The following is a 14,041-nucleotide window of genomic DNA, read 5'->3' as shown; positions in this document are numbered from 1 at the left end:
GCGTGACGCAAGGGGTGGCCGCGTGTCGGCGCCCTGGTGTTCACTGGTGGGGTGAGAGCGATCTGGAAGGGTGCACTGACGTTCGGGCTCGTCAACGTGCCGGTGAAGGTGTACTCGGCGACCGAGGATCACGACGTCTCGCTGCACCAGGTGCACAACAAGGACGGCGGGCGCATCCGCTACCAGCGGATCTGCGAGATCGACGGAGAGGTCGTGCCGTATTCCGACATCGACAAGGCGTACGACGACGGCGAGAAGACCGTCGTCCTGACGAAGGAGGACCTCGAGTCGCTGCCGGCGGAGCGCAGCCGCGAGATCGACGTCGTCGAGTTCGTGCCGAGCGAGCAGATCGACCTGCTGACGCTGGACCGCGCGTACTACCTCGAGCCGGATTCTGCCTCTCCCAAGGCCTACGTGCTGCTGCGCAAGACGCTCGAGCAGACCGATCGTACGGCCATCGTCCGCTTCTCCCTTCGGCAGAAGACCCGGCTGGCGGCGCTGCGCGTGCGTGACGACGTGCTGGTGCTGCAGACCCTCCTGTGGTCCGACGAGGTGCGAGAAGCCGCCTTCCCGTCGCTCGACGAGTCGGTGCGCATCTCGGCGAAGGAGCTCGAGCTGTCGGCGTCGCTGGTCGAGAGCTTCTCGAGCGACTTCGATCCCGAGGAGTTCAAGGACGAGTACCAGGAGGAGCTGCGCACGCTCATCGAGGCGAAGCTCGAGAAGGGCGACGCGCTCGACACCTCCGAGACATTCGGCGAGCAGGAGGAAGAGGAGGCCGGCGGCGAGGTCATCGACCTGATGGCTGCGCTCCGCGCCAGCGTCGAGAAGTCCCGGGCAGCTCGCGAGGGCGGCGGATCGAAGGCCTCAGGCGACGAGGATGCCGGGGGTGACGGGAAGTCTGCAGCGAAGGCATCCGCCAAGAAGCCCGCCGCGAAGTCGTCGGCGAAGAAGCCGTCCGCCAAGAAGAAGGCCTCCTGACGGATCGAGCCGCGGCTCGCCGTCCGGTCAGGCCTTGGGGGCGCCGCCCTCGTGGTGGTCGGGACCGCGGTCGAACACCTCGGCGTCGAGGACGAGCGCCTCGGCCTCGCTGTGGTCGGTGACGACATCCTCGCCCGCTGCCGCGGCCTTCTTCGCCTTGCTGCGCTCGCGGAAGTAGTGCCACAGCGTCACGAGCGCCGTGCCGCCGACCGCCGCGAGCAGGATCAGGTCGATGTAGTTCTCGACGAACGTGGCGACCGGCGGGATGAACCCGATGGCGTAGCCGAACATGGTCAGACCGAAGCCCCAGAGCACCGCGCCGATGAAGTTGTAGAGCGTGTACTTCCACTTGTTCATGTGCCCGACGCCCGCCGCGACGGGGGCGAAGGTGCGCACGATCGGGACGAAGCGGGCCAGGATGATGGTCAGTCCGCCGAACCGCTCGAAGAACGCGTTCGTGCGCTCGACGTTCTTGACGCTGAACAGCCCGGACTCCTTCTTCTCGAAGACCGCCGGGCCGCCCTTGTGGCCGATGTAGTAGCCCACCTCTCCGCCGATGAATGCGGCGAGACCGATCAGCAGCGCCACCCACCACACGCTGATGCCGAACACGCCGTGCGGCGCATATGACTGCGGGTGCGACAGCAGGCCCGAGATCACCAGGAGCGTGTCGCCGGGGAGGAGGAACCCGATGAGCAGGCCCGTCTCGGCGAAGACGATGAAGCACACGGCGACGAGCGCCCAGGGGCCCGCCCATTCGATGATGGCGGCCGGATCCAGCCAGGGGATCAAGGCGGTGGGAACAGCGTGCACGATGGGTTTCCCGTCGTCAGTCGGCGGAGGGTGCGAGAGCTCGCGTGCGGAAGGTGGGACTTGAACCCACACGCCCGAAGGCACAGGAACCTAAATCCTGCGTGTCTGCCGATTTCACCACTCCCGCAAGTGGCTCTCAGTCTACTGAGCGGACGGGGGTTCGGCTGTGGGGCTGGCCCCCGGTCCCGGCAGGCGGATCAGCGGCGGATGCCGAACAGGAAGTAGCTCGCGGGACCGATCCAGTTGACAAGGATCGCGGGAATCCACGCGACCTTGGGCCCGCGGACCTCGTCGGCGTCGCGGTGGGCGAGATCCCAGAATGCGAGGAAGGCGAACGCGACCTGCACGATGCCGAGCACGCCGAGTCCCGCCTTCGCCGCCGGGGTCATCTCCGTCTTCGTCATCTTCGTCCCTTCGTCTGTTCCTCCATCCTGCCGCGCCGGCGGCCCGCTCGCATCTGTGGATAACTTTCGGCTGGCTCCGCGGCGAATTGGGAGGATGCAGACGTGACTTCCGCCGCCGCCCCCGTCGCGTCCGTCGTGGCGGAACGCGTGCGCGAACGACTGCGCGCGGAACGGTCGGATCCGACCCGCGACCCCGAGTTCGCGGCCCAGGTCGCCCGCGCAGAGGTGCGCCGCCACAACGACTTCGCCCTCGCGCGCGGCCTCGCGCCCGTCGACGACGAGACGGCCTGTGTACGCGAAGTGCTCGCCGCGGTCTCCGGGTTCGGCCCGCTGCAGGCATACCTCGACGACCCGTCGGTCGAAGAGATCTGGATCAACGCACCTGATCGCATCTTCGTGGCCCGCGGCGGCGTTCCCGAGCGGACGCCGCTCATGCTCACCGACACGGCGGTGCGCGATCTGGTGGAGCGGATGCTGCAGTCCAGCGGGCGACGCGTGGACTTGAGTCAGCCGTTCGTCGACGCGTCGCTGCCCGACGGCTCCCGGCTTCACGTCGTGATCCCGGACATCACCCGCCGGCATTGGGCGGTCAACATCCGCAAGTTCCTGCCCGCGTACCGGGATCTCGGACGCCTCGTCGCGGCAGGCTCGATCGCTCCGGAGGCCGCGACGCTGCTGCGCGACGCGATGATCGCGGGGCAGTCGGTGCTGGTCTCGGGGGCGACGCACGCGGGGAAGACGACACTGCTCGGCGCACTCATCGCCGCGTGCCCACCCGAGCACCGCATCGTGACGGTCGAGGAGACCTTCGAGCTGGCGGTCGCGGCGCCGGACCTCGTCGCGCTGCAGGGCCGGCAGCCGAGCCTCGAGGGAACTGGCGAGGTGACGCTTCGCCGACTTGTGAAGGAGGCGCTGCGCATGCGCCCGGACCGGCTGGTCGTCGGCGAGGTGCGCGACGCTGAAGCGCTCGATCTGCTGCTGGCTCTCAACACCGGCGTTCCCGGTGCCGCCACGATCCACGCCAACTCCGCTCGCGAAGCGCTCGGCAAGCTCGCCGCGCTGCCGTTGCTGGCCGGGCGCAACATCGACGCGAGCTTCGTGCAGCCGGCGGTGGCAGCATCCGTCCATCTCGTCGCGCATTGCCAGCGCGACGCGAGCGGCGCACGACGGGTGGTCGAGATCGTCGCGCCGACGGGAGTCGCGGACGGCGTACTCACCGCGCACACCCTCTACCGGGCGGTCGCCGCGTGACCTTCGTATGGGCGGCGGTGCTCGCTGCCGGGCTGCTGCTGATGCTGTCGCCGTGGGTCTGGCCGGCGGGCTCGCGTCGTCAGAGTGCGCCCCGGCGCGGGCGGATCTCGCGTCTGCTCGAAGACGCGGGGATGCCCCGAGTCTCCGTGCCGTCGATCATCGTTGTCGCGGTGGTGTCCGCTGCGGTGGCGGCAGCGGTGGCGTGGCTCATCGCTCCGGTGGCCGCGCTCGCTCTGGTCGCTGCAGCGGCGGGGGCGCTCGCTCCCTTCGCCTGGTTGCGCTCGCGTCGCTCGAAGCTGCTGCGCACGCGACGCGGACTCTGGCCGGACGTGTGCGATCTGCTCATCGCGTCGGTGCGCGCGGGGATGTCGCTGCCCGATGCCGTCGCGAGCCTCGCAGACTCTGCTCCCGCCGAACTGCGGCCGGCGTTCGCGGCGTTCGCGCGCGACATCGCGGCGTCGGGGCACTTCGACTCGAGCATCCAGCACCTCAAGACGAATCTGGCAGACCCGGTCGCCGACCGCATCGTCGAGACCCTGCGCATGGCCCGCCAGGTGGGCGGCACGGAGCTCACCGCGGTGCTGCGCGCGCTCGCCTCTTCCGTGCGAGCGGACGCGGCGCTGCGGGCCGAGGTCGAATCGCGGCAGTCGTGGATCCGCGGTGCGGCCGTGCTCGGCGTGATCGCCCCGTGGGTGATCCTCGCGATGCTCGCGATGCGTCCGGAGGGCGCCCGCGCATATGGGAGCCCGGGCGGCATCGCGCTCATCCTCGTCGGCGCGGCGGTGTCGCTCGTGGCGTACCGGCTCATGATCCGTCTCGGCCGCCTTCCCGAACCGCGGCGGTGGTTCGGGTGATCCCATTCGCGATGGGCGACGTCGCCTACGCCGTCGTGCTCGGCACCGCCCTCGGTGTCGGGGTGTGCCTGCTGATCTCGCTCGCACCGAGATGGGGCGCGCCCAGCCTGGCGCGGCGGATCGCGCCTTACATCCGCGACGTGACCGATCCGCGGGGCCTCGACGTGACGGGTCCTGCGGTCGGAGGGGCACCGTTCGCGTGGTCGGCGTTCGCGCAGCGGCGCCTCGGCCGGCTGGCAGGAGGTGATGCGGTGCTCACCCGGCGCCTGCATCAGGCCGCGTGGACGCTCGACGCCGCCCGCTTCCGCGGACGGCAGCTGGCCTGGGCGATCGCGGGGCTCGCGGTCGGGGGCGCCGTAGTCGTCGTGCTCGTGCTCGTCGGCCGCGGATCCCCGGTCCTCGGACTGCTTCCGCCGGTCGCCGCCGTTGCTGCGGCGGTCGCTTACGACGCGTGGCTCACGCGCGCGGCGCGGGCACGGGCCGCACGCATCGAGGAGGAGCTGCCGACGGTGCTCGAGTTCCTCGCGCTGTGCCTGTCAGCCGGCGAGGGGATCCTCGACTCGCTGCGTCGTGTCAGCGACGTGGGAGCGGGGGAGCTCACTGCGGAGCTTCGGGGCGTCGTCGTCGCGGTGGGCACCGGCTCATCGCTGTCGGAATCGCTCACTCGCCTGGCCGCAGGCCTCGAGATCCCCGCGCTCACCCGCTCGATCGACCAGCTCGTGGCGGCGATCGAGCGCGGCGCGCCGCTCGCTCACGTTCTCCAGGCGCAGGCGATCGACGCCCGCGAGGACGCGAAGCGCACACTCATCGAGCGCGCGGGCCGGAAGGAGATCTACATGCTCTTCCCCCACAACACCTAAAAAGGATCCTTCACCGCTCCGGCTGGTCGCGCGTGGCGATGGCGGATGCTTCGATCCATGCGACCACGTCTGACTGCCGGTAGACCACGGTCCGCGCTGTGGGCTTGTAGTACCTGGGCCCGCGCCCGCGATCCCGGAGATCCTGCAGCCGCACCTTCGTCATGCCGGGGATGAGCTTGCACACGTCGTCGGGCGAGAGGTAGGGATCGGTCACGGCGTGTGCTTCGGCATGTCGCGGTCGGAGAAGCGGACGGCGAATCGATCGCGAGCCTCGGCGTGGGTGAGGCGGAAGTCTCTGCCACGCGCTGCTCTGCGCTCCCACGCAAGCAGGAGCCACGACAATCGCATTAGCTCGGCCTGAAGGTCGAGCAATTCGGATTCGCCGATGGCACCGCCCAAGAGCCATTCATGGGCGTGGTAGCCGGCCGCGGCGATCGCGCGCTGATCACGCCCTCGTGCGGTGTTCGCCAGCATGTCGAAGCTGGCGAGGATTGCGGTCGCACTCCGCACATCGTTGAGCGGGGGCGAATAGACCTGTCCCCCCTGTCGCTCCGTCCGCGCGCTCGCGACTACCAGTCGTGCGTCGGTGACGGCGGCCAGCGCCCGCTCCGCCAACTCCCGGCGTCGTTGGCCGCGGGCGGATATCTCGCCAAGGAGGAGTGTGAGCGCCCCGCCGATGAATACAGCCGCGACGGTCGCAACCGAGGGGATGAGCCAGGCAGCCGTCGCGTCCGTTAGTTCCACGTCGCACAGTATTGCGCAGATGCGCAATGAATTGACCAGGGATGTCCACGGTCGCGGACGCCCCTCGAGCCCAATGGGCTCAACGGATCCGGGCATCAGAAGCCACGCCGGCGGTGGCACCTGCTCAGGTGGAAAAGCACGGGAGAGAGATACGTATGACTCGCGTGTTCTGAGCACCCCGAGAACTGAAAAACTCAGGCGCGCTCGGCCGTCGCGAGTCGCCGATCCAGCTCCTCGGTGTATGCGTCGCCGATTCTCTTCCCGCGAAGTTCGCCCCGGTGCCATCGCGACAGAATGTATGTGGCAGCGTCGAGTCCCGTCGTCGCCGCGGGGAGAATCTCCGCGTCGTCGATGCGAGTCAGGGCGAAGTTCAGGATGCTCTCCACCTCGTGGCGGTCGCGGTCGTTCACGAGCAGCATGAGTGAATGGATCGCGACCGCAGCTGACGTGCGCGCTGCGAGTCGGTTCTCCCGAGTGTCGAGGCGAGCCCGAAGGAGTGCAGCGAGGCTGTCGAACACTGCGACGAGCGAGGTCCGCTGTTCGCTTCGGAGATTCGCTTTCGAACGGCTGCGCTCCATCAGCCAAGGCGTGACCGTGCCAGCGATGAGCGTCGTCGCCGCACCGATAGCAGCACCTATCAATGCGGCAGTGCCTGAATCCATCCCTCGATACTGCATCCGACCTCCGACACCCGGCTTTCAGCGCCGGCTGCCCGATAAGCTCGCGCTCATGTCTGCCGATCGCGACACCAAGGAGAACTCGGAAGTCGCGAGTCGGTTGATCGACTACGGCTCCGACCTCGTCGGCGCACTCACCGGGAGCGCCATCGGAGCTGCGACCGCTGGGGCGCCGGGTGCCGCCTCCGGAGCTGTGCTTGGTGCGGTCCTAGGGTCAGGGCTTGCCTCGGCCCTGGGCGAGGCGGGTGCGAGGCTCCTGTCCCGACGCGAGAAGACCCGCATCGGCGCGGTGGCAATCCTGGCGCGTCAGAAGCTCCTGGACAGGATCGCCGATGGCGCCGCGCTCCGCGGGGACGATCTGATCCGCGCCCGGATCGACGGCCGCTCACCCGCGGACGAAGTGATCGAGCACGTGCTCCAAGTCGCGCAGCGGTCGTACGAAGAGCGCAAGCTGCCCCACGTCGGCGCGGTCCTCGCGCAGGTGGCTGTGTCCGATTGGCTCGACGAGACCACCGCCCATTGGCTACTCACGACCATCGAGAGGTTGAGCTGGCCAAAGCTCGTCGCATTGTCGCTGATCGCCGACAACGACGACAACGCGCTGCCCGACGCGAAGATTGGCAGCGTGTCCGATTGGTCGCCCTGGTCGGTGCACCACATCTTCACCGAGCTGCAGCACTCTGACATGCTCGCGAGACGCGAGATGCGCACCGCGAAGCACGGGATGCCCGACGCGTCGTCCTACTTCAACGACATGCTCCTCACCGCCGGCGGGAAGCTGCTCTACTGGGCCGGCGACCTCGCGTCGATCTCTGCGAGTGACCGCGACGATCTCCGCTCGATGATCGACGAGAGCCTCGCGCCCAGATCGGATGACTAGAGCATCCCGAATGGGCGGATGTCAGACCCGGTCTCCACAGGGGCAAAAGTGCCGATGTTGCGGCCGCGATTCCATACGGGGAAAGGGGAGGACGTATCGCAGCACCTCCCCGAATGTCAGACCAGCCCAGATGTCAGACCGTCAGACCGCGTGTGCAAAACGCGAGGGACTCGCGGGTGATATCGGCCTCTGATCGTCTAAAAGACACGGCGGCCCTGCAGGCGAGCGAGCTCTGATTCGAAGCGGGATGGGTCGAGGTTGAGGTTGAACCGGACCGGGACTGTGATGGTCTTCGGGATCCCGTCCAGGTCGCCCTTGAACTTGGCGAGGTCGGTGGTCGCCTGGCCGGTCGCTGCTGTGACGACTACCTGCTCGCCCGTGGGGAGCGTGTACAGGTGGTTGCCGAACTTGTCGACTTCCTCTGTGGCCCCGCTGGCGTCGTTGATTGACTTCTCCCACATCGCGGTCATCTGCCTGCGGAGCATCTCGGCCTTCCGGGCAGCCTGGTCGTATCCCTCGAGGACGCCCGTCAGCGGGCTCATGACGCCTTCCCATCCCTTCACGGTCGCGTCGGCGCCTTCGCGGATGACGCCGAACGTGTTCTGCAGCTCCTGCACCATCTCGCCGTACGCGGCGTCGACGAGCGCGACCTTGCTCGGGACACCTGCCCACGCCGCTGCCACGTCCTCGAAGCTCAGGCCCAGCAGATCCGCGATACGGGTGATCTCGCCCTCGTGCTTCTCGTACGCGTCCGCGAGGCGCCGATTCTGCGCCTCCGTCGACCGCCATGCCTCGATGCCGCCCTCTGCCATCTCGCGGAAGTTCTCGGACGCGATCTGCCTGCTGCGCTCCGACTCCTCAGCGATGCCCTGGACGCCGGCGACGATCGCGCCGAGCCCCAGCGCGCCGGCAATGCCCAGCGCAGCTGTGCCGAGGCCGCCGATGCCAGCCACGGCTCCGCCCAGCGTGTCGCCGATGGTGTCGGCGAGGCCAGTGAAGTCGCCGCGTGCGGCGTTCGCGACGCCCTCGCTGAGGTTCTGCCGGATCTCACGGCCGACCTCCGCGGAGCGATCGCCGAGTCGGGCCTGGTTGCGCTCGACGTCGTCGGCGGTGGAGTCAGCGACGCGACGGGCGGACTGGTAAGCGTCGCGGGCGCTCGCGGCGACGTCGTCGGCTGCGGCGTCGGCAGAGCGCGAACCCGATCGGAGGTCATCCTCCATGCGATCGGTGGCGCGGTCGCTATCCTCCGCGACGTCACGCACCGCCTCGGCGATGGCCTCTACGGCCTCTTCGACCTGGTCGACGTCGTCGGGCTCGTTTGATGAGAAATTGATGCTGACAGCGCCGGTCATCGGTGCCTCCGGGGTCAGTGGGTATTGGGGCCGGGCGGGAAAGGGAGCACCCGGCCCCAAAGGGGGTGTGCGCTGCGTGCCGTTGAACGCTGAGAGGAGACTCTCGCTCCGGCCGCGCATCCATTCCCCTGTGGCCCGTTCGGCTGGACGCCGCGAGATCCGGGACCCGGGGTGAGGTTGACGCACACGATCTGTGAGCTATCGCGCGAGGCGCCTTGCGAGGGCGAGCGCGTTCTCGGCGGTCGGATTCGCCGCCCAACGCGCCTGCAGCTCACGAATCGGCATCTGTGCATTCGGGTTGTCGCCCTTGATGAAGCCCTGACGGAGCTCCTCGGCGCCGCGACGATCGCCGCGCTGCTCAAGGTCGCGGGCCATGTTCACGATGATTGCGGCGGCGCGCTCCTCGGCCGTCTGGCCGGGCTCGAAGCCTGTCCAGTGCCGGGGGAATGTGCCGCGGCCGCGGGCTCGCTCGGAGTATTCGATTCCCATGATTGCGTCCTTTCTCAGAATACGGACAGCTGGTTGAGGGGGAGCCAGCCCAGGCCCTGCTGAACCTCTTTCCGCAACCCGCGCGCCTTCTCGATCTCGAGTACCACCTTTGAGGCTTCGGCCCGCGCCCGCACCATGTCATCGGGCCGGAGCGGCATGATGCGTTTGGTTCGGAGGATGTACTCCGCCTGCAGCAGCCGATCGCGTTCCTGCTGCGCGTTGTAGATCTCGTGCTTGAGCTCGACCTGAGCGGTATATGCGGCCTCGGCGGCCTCTTTGGCTCGGCGCCAGGCGGTGACCTTGCGTTCGGCGTCCTTGAACGTCAGAGACGGGCGCCCTGCCCAGTCCTCGACGATCGTGTACCCCTCGGCGACGAGATCCTGCTGCACTTTGACGTGGGCGAACGGCTCACCGAAGATCTCGGCGAGCTCGAGGACGGTGATGGTGTCGTTCTGTCTCATAGGTCCATTCCACCGGCCGCTCGAATTTGTCGTGCATTTCGCACGGGGTGACACTCACGGCAGTAGGTCCGCCGGCGGCCGCGGGGGGCGTTCACGATCTCCCCGCCGCATCGGGCGCACGCGCCAGGCGCGAATGACGTGCGCAGCGCCTCGAACTCGGCGAGCTCGCGCGCGACGCGGTGGCAGGTTTGCGCGAGATCCGGATTGGGCTGCGCCAGCTTCCCGGAAAGCCAGCGCAGCAACTCGACAGCCCGACCCGCCGGATCATCCGCGCTAACCAAGGCGGCGGTCCTGCTCGAGCGCGTCGGCGATCTGGTCGGCTAGTCGCCATGCGTCCGCCTCCGGGAGTACGAGCCTCAGCTGTGTGCCCACGAAGATTGCAACGCCGGGTTCCATGCCGCCTGATGGCGTAGCGAGTCGCGCACGCATTGCGCGGGTCGCGGCGCCCTGTCGCACGTTCTCGGCGTACCGGTCGGCGCGGGCGTCGAACGGACGACCTTGGGGGACATCCCACATCAAAGGGGCCTCCGCTCGTTCTGCGCGCGCCACGCAGGCGAGCCGACCGCGACCTGTCCGTCATCTCGACGGCCGCAGCCACACCACCCCGAAACGAGGTCGGGGCGGCACCGGTGACGAGGGATTTGCTCCGCCACGCGGATGGAACTCGAGCCGCCTCCGAGGTCCGCGTATGCCTCGCTGGTCACGCTGCCGCCTCCTCGGGTCGGAGCGCGTCGCAGAACATGCATGTGCCGTCCGCGACGCGTCGATGCCCGTCTAGGCCGCAGTCGTGCGCACGTCGCGCTGGAGGCTTCCATCCCTCGGCCGCACGACGCGCATCGCCGCACGCTCTGCACGGGCTCGATGTGCCGTGGGGGTGCTTCGGGCAGGTTCGAGGGGGAGGGGTATCGCGGAACGCGACCCCCCCTCCTCCTCTGTTCTCATCCTTCTCCTCTGCAGGCGACTGAGTCGCCTGCGTTCGTGCGACTGAGTCGCCTGCGTTCGGCGCTGAGTCGCCTGCGTTCGCGGGCGAGTGAGTCGCCTGCGTTGATGGATCGCGGGCGAGTGGGTCGCCTGCGATATGAAGTGGGCGAAGCGCGGCGCCCTGTCCGTCCAGAAGCGCGTACCGAGCACTGCGACCACCAGGTGCCGGCCTACCGACGCACCCGACGACACGGGCGTCGACCAGGATCTCGAGCACGCGGCTCGCAGCTCGGTGCCCGGTCGACCCAGACTTGCCGAGCGATTGCGCCAGAGCGTCGCGACCCTTCCAGAACGTGGGGTGCGGGTCGCTATCGAGGGCGGTGAGCGCCATAAACACGTACATGCGGGTCGGCGCGTGGTCGAGCCGGAGACGCTCGGCGGTGACGTACGCCGATGTCGCGAGCCCGGCGCCCATCAGTTGTCACCTCCGACCATTTCCGTGCGGTCACGAACATGGTCGAGGATCTCGATGAGCGCGATCCCAAGGTCGTGCACGACCTCGACGGCGGCGATCAGCTGGAACACCGCGGGTACGTCGCGGCTCGGTGCGAAGCTGCGGGCTGCGATGCTGCGGATGATCTGGCTGCGCAACTCACCGAGATCAGGCGAGTTTGCCGCCTGCACGATCTGCTGGGCGATGTCGAGCGTTTCAGACACGATCCGCCACCTCCCGCAGGCGTCGGAGGGTGGTCGTAGACTGCTCGTAGTCCGCCAAGACTTCCGGGGCCGCCTCACCACTCGTGGGGCGGTTTCTCTTTGGGATCACTCGGCTTCACCGCCCGCCGCGATCAACTCGTCGACCTGTCTCGGGCGACGAAGGGTGCGCACTGGTGCGGACCCTCTGAGCAGCGCCGTGAGCCGGTCGCGCTGGGCTGCAGTGAGTGGTGGGGCTTGCTCGACTACGCGAGTGATGTAGTCCTCGAGGCGAGCGGCGGCGAAGTCTCGCTGCGCATCCTCGATTGCTGAAGTGTCGTCCGGACGACGGCGCTTGAGTGCGCCGAGACGGCCGGCTGCGGCCTGAACGTTGGAGTCCAATGGAAGGGTCCCGTCAAGTAGTCACTTGACGGAAGCTCTCGCGCTCTCACTCTGGGAGCCTCTGAGGCGGGGTGCCGTTCTGCTGCCCCGCGATGCGCGTAATCCACTGTCCGTGTTGCGCCTGCCGGTGGTGGAGTGCCTGCCAGCGGACCCCGGTCGTACGGATCAGGATCTCGAGCGCCTGGTGTCACTCTAGGCGTCCGGGGTGCTAACACCCTTGGTTGCGCATCGGCGTGTCTCTCATCGAAGGGGTGTGGCGATTCGCCACACCCCTTCGCAAGGTGTACTCAGGCCTCGTCGCGGGCCTGGGCCTCGATGTTCGTGGTCATCTTCTCGGTCTCGATGCGGAGCTTCGCCTCGACATAGATCTCGGCAGCGGCGCGTAGAGCATCATGCCGCGTCGTCACGAGGTCGCTCCGGGAGTTGCGTTGAGTGCATGTGCGGCTGTCGCGGCAATCGCGAGCTCGTCCATGTAGGTGCGCAGGTCCTCCGGCGTCAGATGGGTGTGCACCTGGCCCGGCAAGACGGACCACGTGCCCTTCTCGTCATCGATGAAGTGTGTGCCCACGTCCGGAACGAGCGACGCAAGCATGAAACCGAGTTCGGGATCGAGGTTGGGCTCTTCGACGTCGCAGCGTTCGATGCGGTCGGGGAGGCTGGGGTGTACGGTGACGGTTGACATGGTCTCTCCTTCAGTGGGTGGGGTCATCGCCCTCGTCGGGGTTCCAGCCCGGCGAGGGCTTCCTCTTGCCGGCGCTCGCCGTCAAGTCTCGGTGTCGGCGAGGGTTCGCCATCTGATCTGGATCAGCTCGGGGTTGAACGCCGTGCCCGGGCCTGCAGGCAGGATCGTGACGATCATGAGCGCCGACAGGATTGCGCGCCGCCGCTCGACGTCGTAGCGCGCCCAGGCGTCGCGCGCGTGGGCGCCGATGGCATCTTGTGGCAGAACGGGCGGCAGAGCGGCGCTCAGGGCCGTTTCCAGGGCATCGCGGTCGGCGCGGCCCTTGGCTGTGATGCGCGCGAGTTGCTCGGCGTCGATGGATCCGGCTGCGAAGAGGTCAGCTGCGGATGCGAGACGAGCGCTGACTCCCGCGATCGCATCTCGTGCTGCTCGTGCAGCGTCGGGATCGCCGGTCGTGAACAGCTCGGCGGCGTCCTCGCGCTCGAGCCGGCGCAGCAAGATCTCGGTCACGAGCTCGTCGACGGGCGCCTGCAGTCGCCGCACTTTGTGACAGTAGCCGCACGCGTACGCGGCCTTCATCTGCTTGCCAGCCGCGCCCGGCTTCGGCGCCCAAGGCGGGAGGCGTTTCATGCGGCCACCACAGCGGCCACACAGGGCTATCCCGGACAGCAGATGCTGCGCAGGCTTACCGACTCCGGAGTGCGAACGGGTCGGGTCATCGAGCAGCGCCACGATCCTGTCGTGGGTATCTGCGTTGAGGATGGCGGGGTGCAGCTCGGGGTCGAAGTTGCCGACGACGCGGCCGCGGTGTGTGCGCCGCCCGGCGAGTGACGGGCGGCGGATGAGCTGCCGCAACGTGACTGCCTGCCACGGAGCGCCGGCCGGGGTTGGAATCTCTCGGCGCTTGAAGTCCGCGGCGATCGACCGGAGCGACTCTGCGTCGAGGAGCCGGCGTGCGGCCTCGCTGATCACGGCGGCCTCTTCCTCGTCGACGACGTCGCGCCCGCCGACGCGTCGGTAACCGTAGCCGGGGCGCACTGTGAGCCCTCCGCGTGCGGCGCGCTGGTCTGAGGCCGATCGTTGGCGCTCGACCTTGTGCTCAACCTCGGCAGCAGATGCCGCGGCCAGGATGCGCGCGACCATGCGACCTGACGACGTGTTGAGGTCGATCTCGGAAGCGGTGACGGTCAGGAATCGTAGCGGCCGCGCGTCGGCGAGTTCGATCAGAGGCTCAAGGTCGCGCGGCAGCCTATACAGCCGGTCGGTGTGCCAGATAACGACGGTGTCGATGGTTCCAGTGCGCACCAGCTCGAGCACGCGCTCGAAGCCGGGTCGGCGCTTGCCATTCGTTGCGCTCAGGTCGTTGTCGACGACGACCTCGACGACGTCGACGGCACGCGCGTCGGCGAGCTCCTGGCATTCGTCGGTCTGCCGTTGCACGCCGGCGGCGCGCCCGGTCGGGTCGTCGCTGATTCGGGAGTAGATCACGGCTGCCATGTGGAGAGTGTATATCCGATGCTCTGGCCGCTCGTCTTCCTGATCCTCCCGCTCAGCGTGCTGTTCGCGGTGTTCCCGGGGAT

16 protein-coding genes and 1 tRNA gene are annotated in these 14,041 nt (G+C 68.3%); 5 read left to right on the top strand and 12 right to left on the bottom strand.

All coding sequences use genetic code 11. From position 1 onward, the window contains the following. Positions 1-51: 51 nt before the first annotated feature. On the top strand, positions 52-978 hold the full coding sequence (gene ku, locus AC3A46_RS14625) for a non-homologous end joining protein Ku (protein ID WP_487665843.1): 927 nt from the start codon (positions 52-54) through the stop codon (positions 976-978). 27 nt (positions 979-1,005) lie between these two features. Here ku and AC3A46_RS14620 read toward each other — a convergent pair whose 3' ends face one another. The 3 genes from AC3A46_RS14620 to AC3A46_RS14610 all read right to left on the bottom strand — a co-directional run bounded on the left by AC3A46_RS14620 (position 1,006) and on the right by AC3A46_RS14610 (position 2,195). Beyond that, entirely contained in the window at positions 1,006-1,791 is a 786-nt protein-coding gene (locus tag AC3A46_RS14620; RefSeq protein WP_311293796.1) for a DedA family protein, read from the bottom strand. Positions 1,792-1,836: 45 nt separating this feature from the next. Continuing rightward, positions 1,837-1,918 (bottom strand) — tRNA-Leu (locus tag AC3A46_RS14615). Positions 1,919-1,988: 70 nt separating this feature from the next. Beyond that, the gene (locus AC3A46_RS14610) at positions 1,989-2,195 is read right to left on the bottom strand and encodes a PLDc N-terminal domain-containing protein (RefSeq protein ID WP_487665842.1); all 207 of its coding nucleotides are present in this window, start codon (positions 2,193-2,195) and stop codon (positions 1,989-1,991) included. 102 nt (positions 2,196-2,297) lie between these two features. Here AC3A46_RS14610 and AC3A46_RS14605 point away from each other — a divergent pair, with 102 nt between their 5' ends. From AC3A46_RS14605 to AC3A46_RS14595, 3 genes are read left to right on the top strand one after another with little or no spacing between them, the layout of a single operon-like run. Then, a complete protein-coding gene (locus AC3A46_RS14605) occupies positions 2,298-3,446 on the top strand; it encodes a TadA family conjugal transfer-associated ATPase (protein WP_487665841.1) in 1,149 nt (382 codons plus the stop codon). After that, positions 3,443-4,300 carry a type II secretion system F family protein gene (locus AC3A46_RS14600; protein ID WP_487665840.1) on the top strand — a complete coding sequence of 286 codons (858 nt, stop codon included), beginning with the start codon at positions 3,443-3,445 and terminating at the stop codon, positions 4,298-4,300. The genes AC3A46_RS14605 and AC3A46_RS14600 overlap by 4 nt, the downstream gene beginning before the upstream one ends. Next, positions 4,297-5,160, top strand: a complete 864-nt coding sequence (locus AC3A46_RS14595; RefSeq protein WP_487665839.1) for a type II secretion system F family protein — start codon at positions 4,297-4,299, stop codon at positions 5,158-5,160. The genes AC3A46_RS14600 and AC3A46_RS14595 overlap by 4 nt, the downstream gene beginning before the upstream one ends. A gap of 10 nt (positions 5,161-5,170) precedes the next feature. Here AC3A46_RS14595 and AC3A46_RS14590 read toward each other — a convergent pair whose 3' ends face one another. From AC3A46_RS14590 to AC3A46_RS14580, 3 genes are all read right to left on the bottom strand, one after another. Next, entirely contained in the window at positions 5,171-5,374 is a 204-nt protein-coding gene (locus AC3A46_RS14590; protein ID WP_487665838.1) for a helix-turn-helix transcriptional regulator, read from the bottom strand. Further along, a complete protein-coding gene (locus AC3A46_RS14585) occupies positions 5,371-5,904 on the bottom strand; it encodes a hypothetical protein (RefSeq protein WP_487665837.1) in 534 nt (177 codons plus the stop codon). The genes AC3A46_RS14590 and AC3A46_RS14585 overlap by 4 nt, the downstream gene beginning before the upstream one ends. A 194-nt stretch (positions 5,905-6,098) precedes the next feature. Beyond that, the gene (locus AC3A46_RS14580; protein ID WP_487665836.1) at positions 6,099-6,323 is read right to left on the bottom strand and encodes a hypothetical protein; all 225 of its coding nucleotides are present in this window, start codon (positions 6,321-6,323) and stop codon (positions 6,099-6,101) included. Between the two features lie 184 nt (positions 6,324-6,507). On the opposite strand from AC3A46_RS14580, the gene AC3A46_RS14575 reads away from it, so the two are divergent. After that, positions 6,508-7,461 carry a hypothetical protein gene (locus tag AC3A46_RS14575; protein WP_487665835.1) on the top strand — a complete coding sequence of 318 codons (954 nt, stop codon included), beginning with the start codon at positions 6,508-6,510 and terminating at the stop codon, positions 7,459-7,461. A 197-nt stretch (positions 7,462-7,658) separates the two neighbouring features. Here the strand turns inward: AC3A46_RS14575 and AC3A46_RS14570 are convergent, their stop codons facing one another. The 6 genes from AC3A46_RS14570 to AC3A46_RS14545 form a co-directional block, all read right to left on the bottom strand. Further along, positions 7,659-8,813 carry a hypothetical protein gene (locus AC3A46_RS14570; RefSeq protein ID WP_487665834.1) on the bottom strand — a complete coding sequence of 385 codons (1,155 nt, stop codon included), beginning with the start codon at positions 8,811-8,813 and terminating at the stop codon, positions 7,659-7,661. Between the two features lie 198 nt (positions 8,814-9,011). Continuing rightward, positions 9,012-9,302 carry a hypothetical protein gene (locus AC3A46_RS14565; RefSeq protein ID WP_487665833.1) on the bottom strand — a complete coding sequence of 97 codons (291 nt, stop codon included), beginning with the start codon at positions 9,300-9,302 and terminating at the stop codon, positions 9,012-9,014. A gap of 14 nt (positions 9,303-9,316) precedes the next feature. Next, entirely contained in the window at positions 9,317-9,763 is a 447-nt protein-coding gene (locus AC3A46_RS14560) for a hypothetical protein (protein WP_487665832.1), read from the bottom strand. Between the two features lie 1,395 nt (positions 9,764-11,158). After that, complete coding sequence (locus AC3A46_RS14555) at positions 11,159-11,401, bottom strand: hypothetical protein (protein WP_487665831.1); 243 nt, start codon at positions 11,399-11,401, stop codon at positions 11,159-11,161. A gap of 781 nt (positions 11,402-12,182) precedes the next feature. Then, entirely contained in the window at positions 12,183-12,461 is a 279-nt protein-coding gene (locus AC3A46_RS14550) for a hypothetical protein (RefSeq protein ID WP_487665830.1), read from the bottom strand. Between the two features lie 81 nt (positions 12,462-12,542). Continuing rightward, entirely contained in the window at positions 12,543-13,958 is a 1,416-nt protein-coding gene (locus AC3A46_RS14545) for a recombinase family protein (RefSeq protein ID WP_487665829.1), read from the bottom strand. Between the last annotated feature and the right edge of the window lie 83 nt (positions 13,959-14,041).

It is taken from the genome of Microbacterium sp. Soil_C_42 (genome assembly GCF_057656735.1).
Note: the sequence above shows the minus strand (reverse complement) of the source record. Positions and strands in the feature narration are given on the sequence as shown.

Bases quoted from the DNA above. Each gene is read 5' to 3' on its own strand.
- AC3A46_RS14610 (WP_487665842.1), bottom strand. From the start codon at position 2,195: ATGACGAAGACGGAGATGACCCCGGCGGCGAAGGCGGGACTCGGCGTG.
- AC3A46_RS14580 (WP_487665836.1), bottom strand. From the start codon at position 6,323: ATGCTGCTCGTGAACGACCGCGACCGCCACGAGGTGGAGAGCATCCTG.
- AC3A46_RS14575 (WP_487665835.1), top strand. From the start codon at position 6,508: ATGAGCGTCGTCGCCGCACCGATAGCAGCACCTATCAATGCGGCAGTG.
- AC3A46_RS14570 (WP_487665834.1), bottom strand. From the start codon at position 8,813: ATGACCGGCGCTGTCAGCATCAATTTCTCATCAAACGAGCCCGACGAC.
- AC3A46_RS14565 (WP_487665833.1), bottom strand. From the start codon at position 9,302: ATGGGAATCGAATACTCCGAGCGAGCCCGCGGCCGCGGCACATTCCCC.
- AC3A46_RS14560 (WP_487665832.1), bottom strand. From the start codon at position 9,763: ATGAGACAGAACGACACCATCACCGTCCTCGAGCTCGCCGAGATCTTC.
- AC3A46_RS14550 (WP_487665830.1), bottom strand. From the start codon at position 12,461: ATGTCAACCGTCACCGTACACCCCAGCCTCCCCGACCGCATCGAACGC.
- AC3A46_RS14545 (WP_487665829.1), bottom strand. From the start codon at position 13,958: ATGGCAGCCGTGATCTACTCCCGAATCAGCGACGACCCGACCGGGCGC.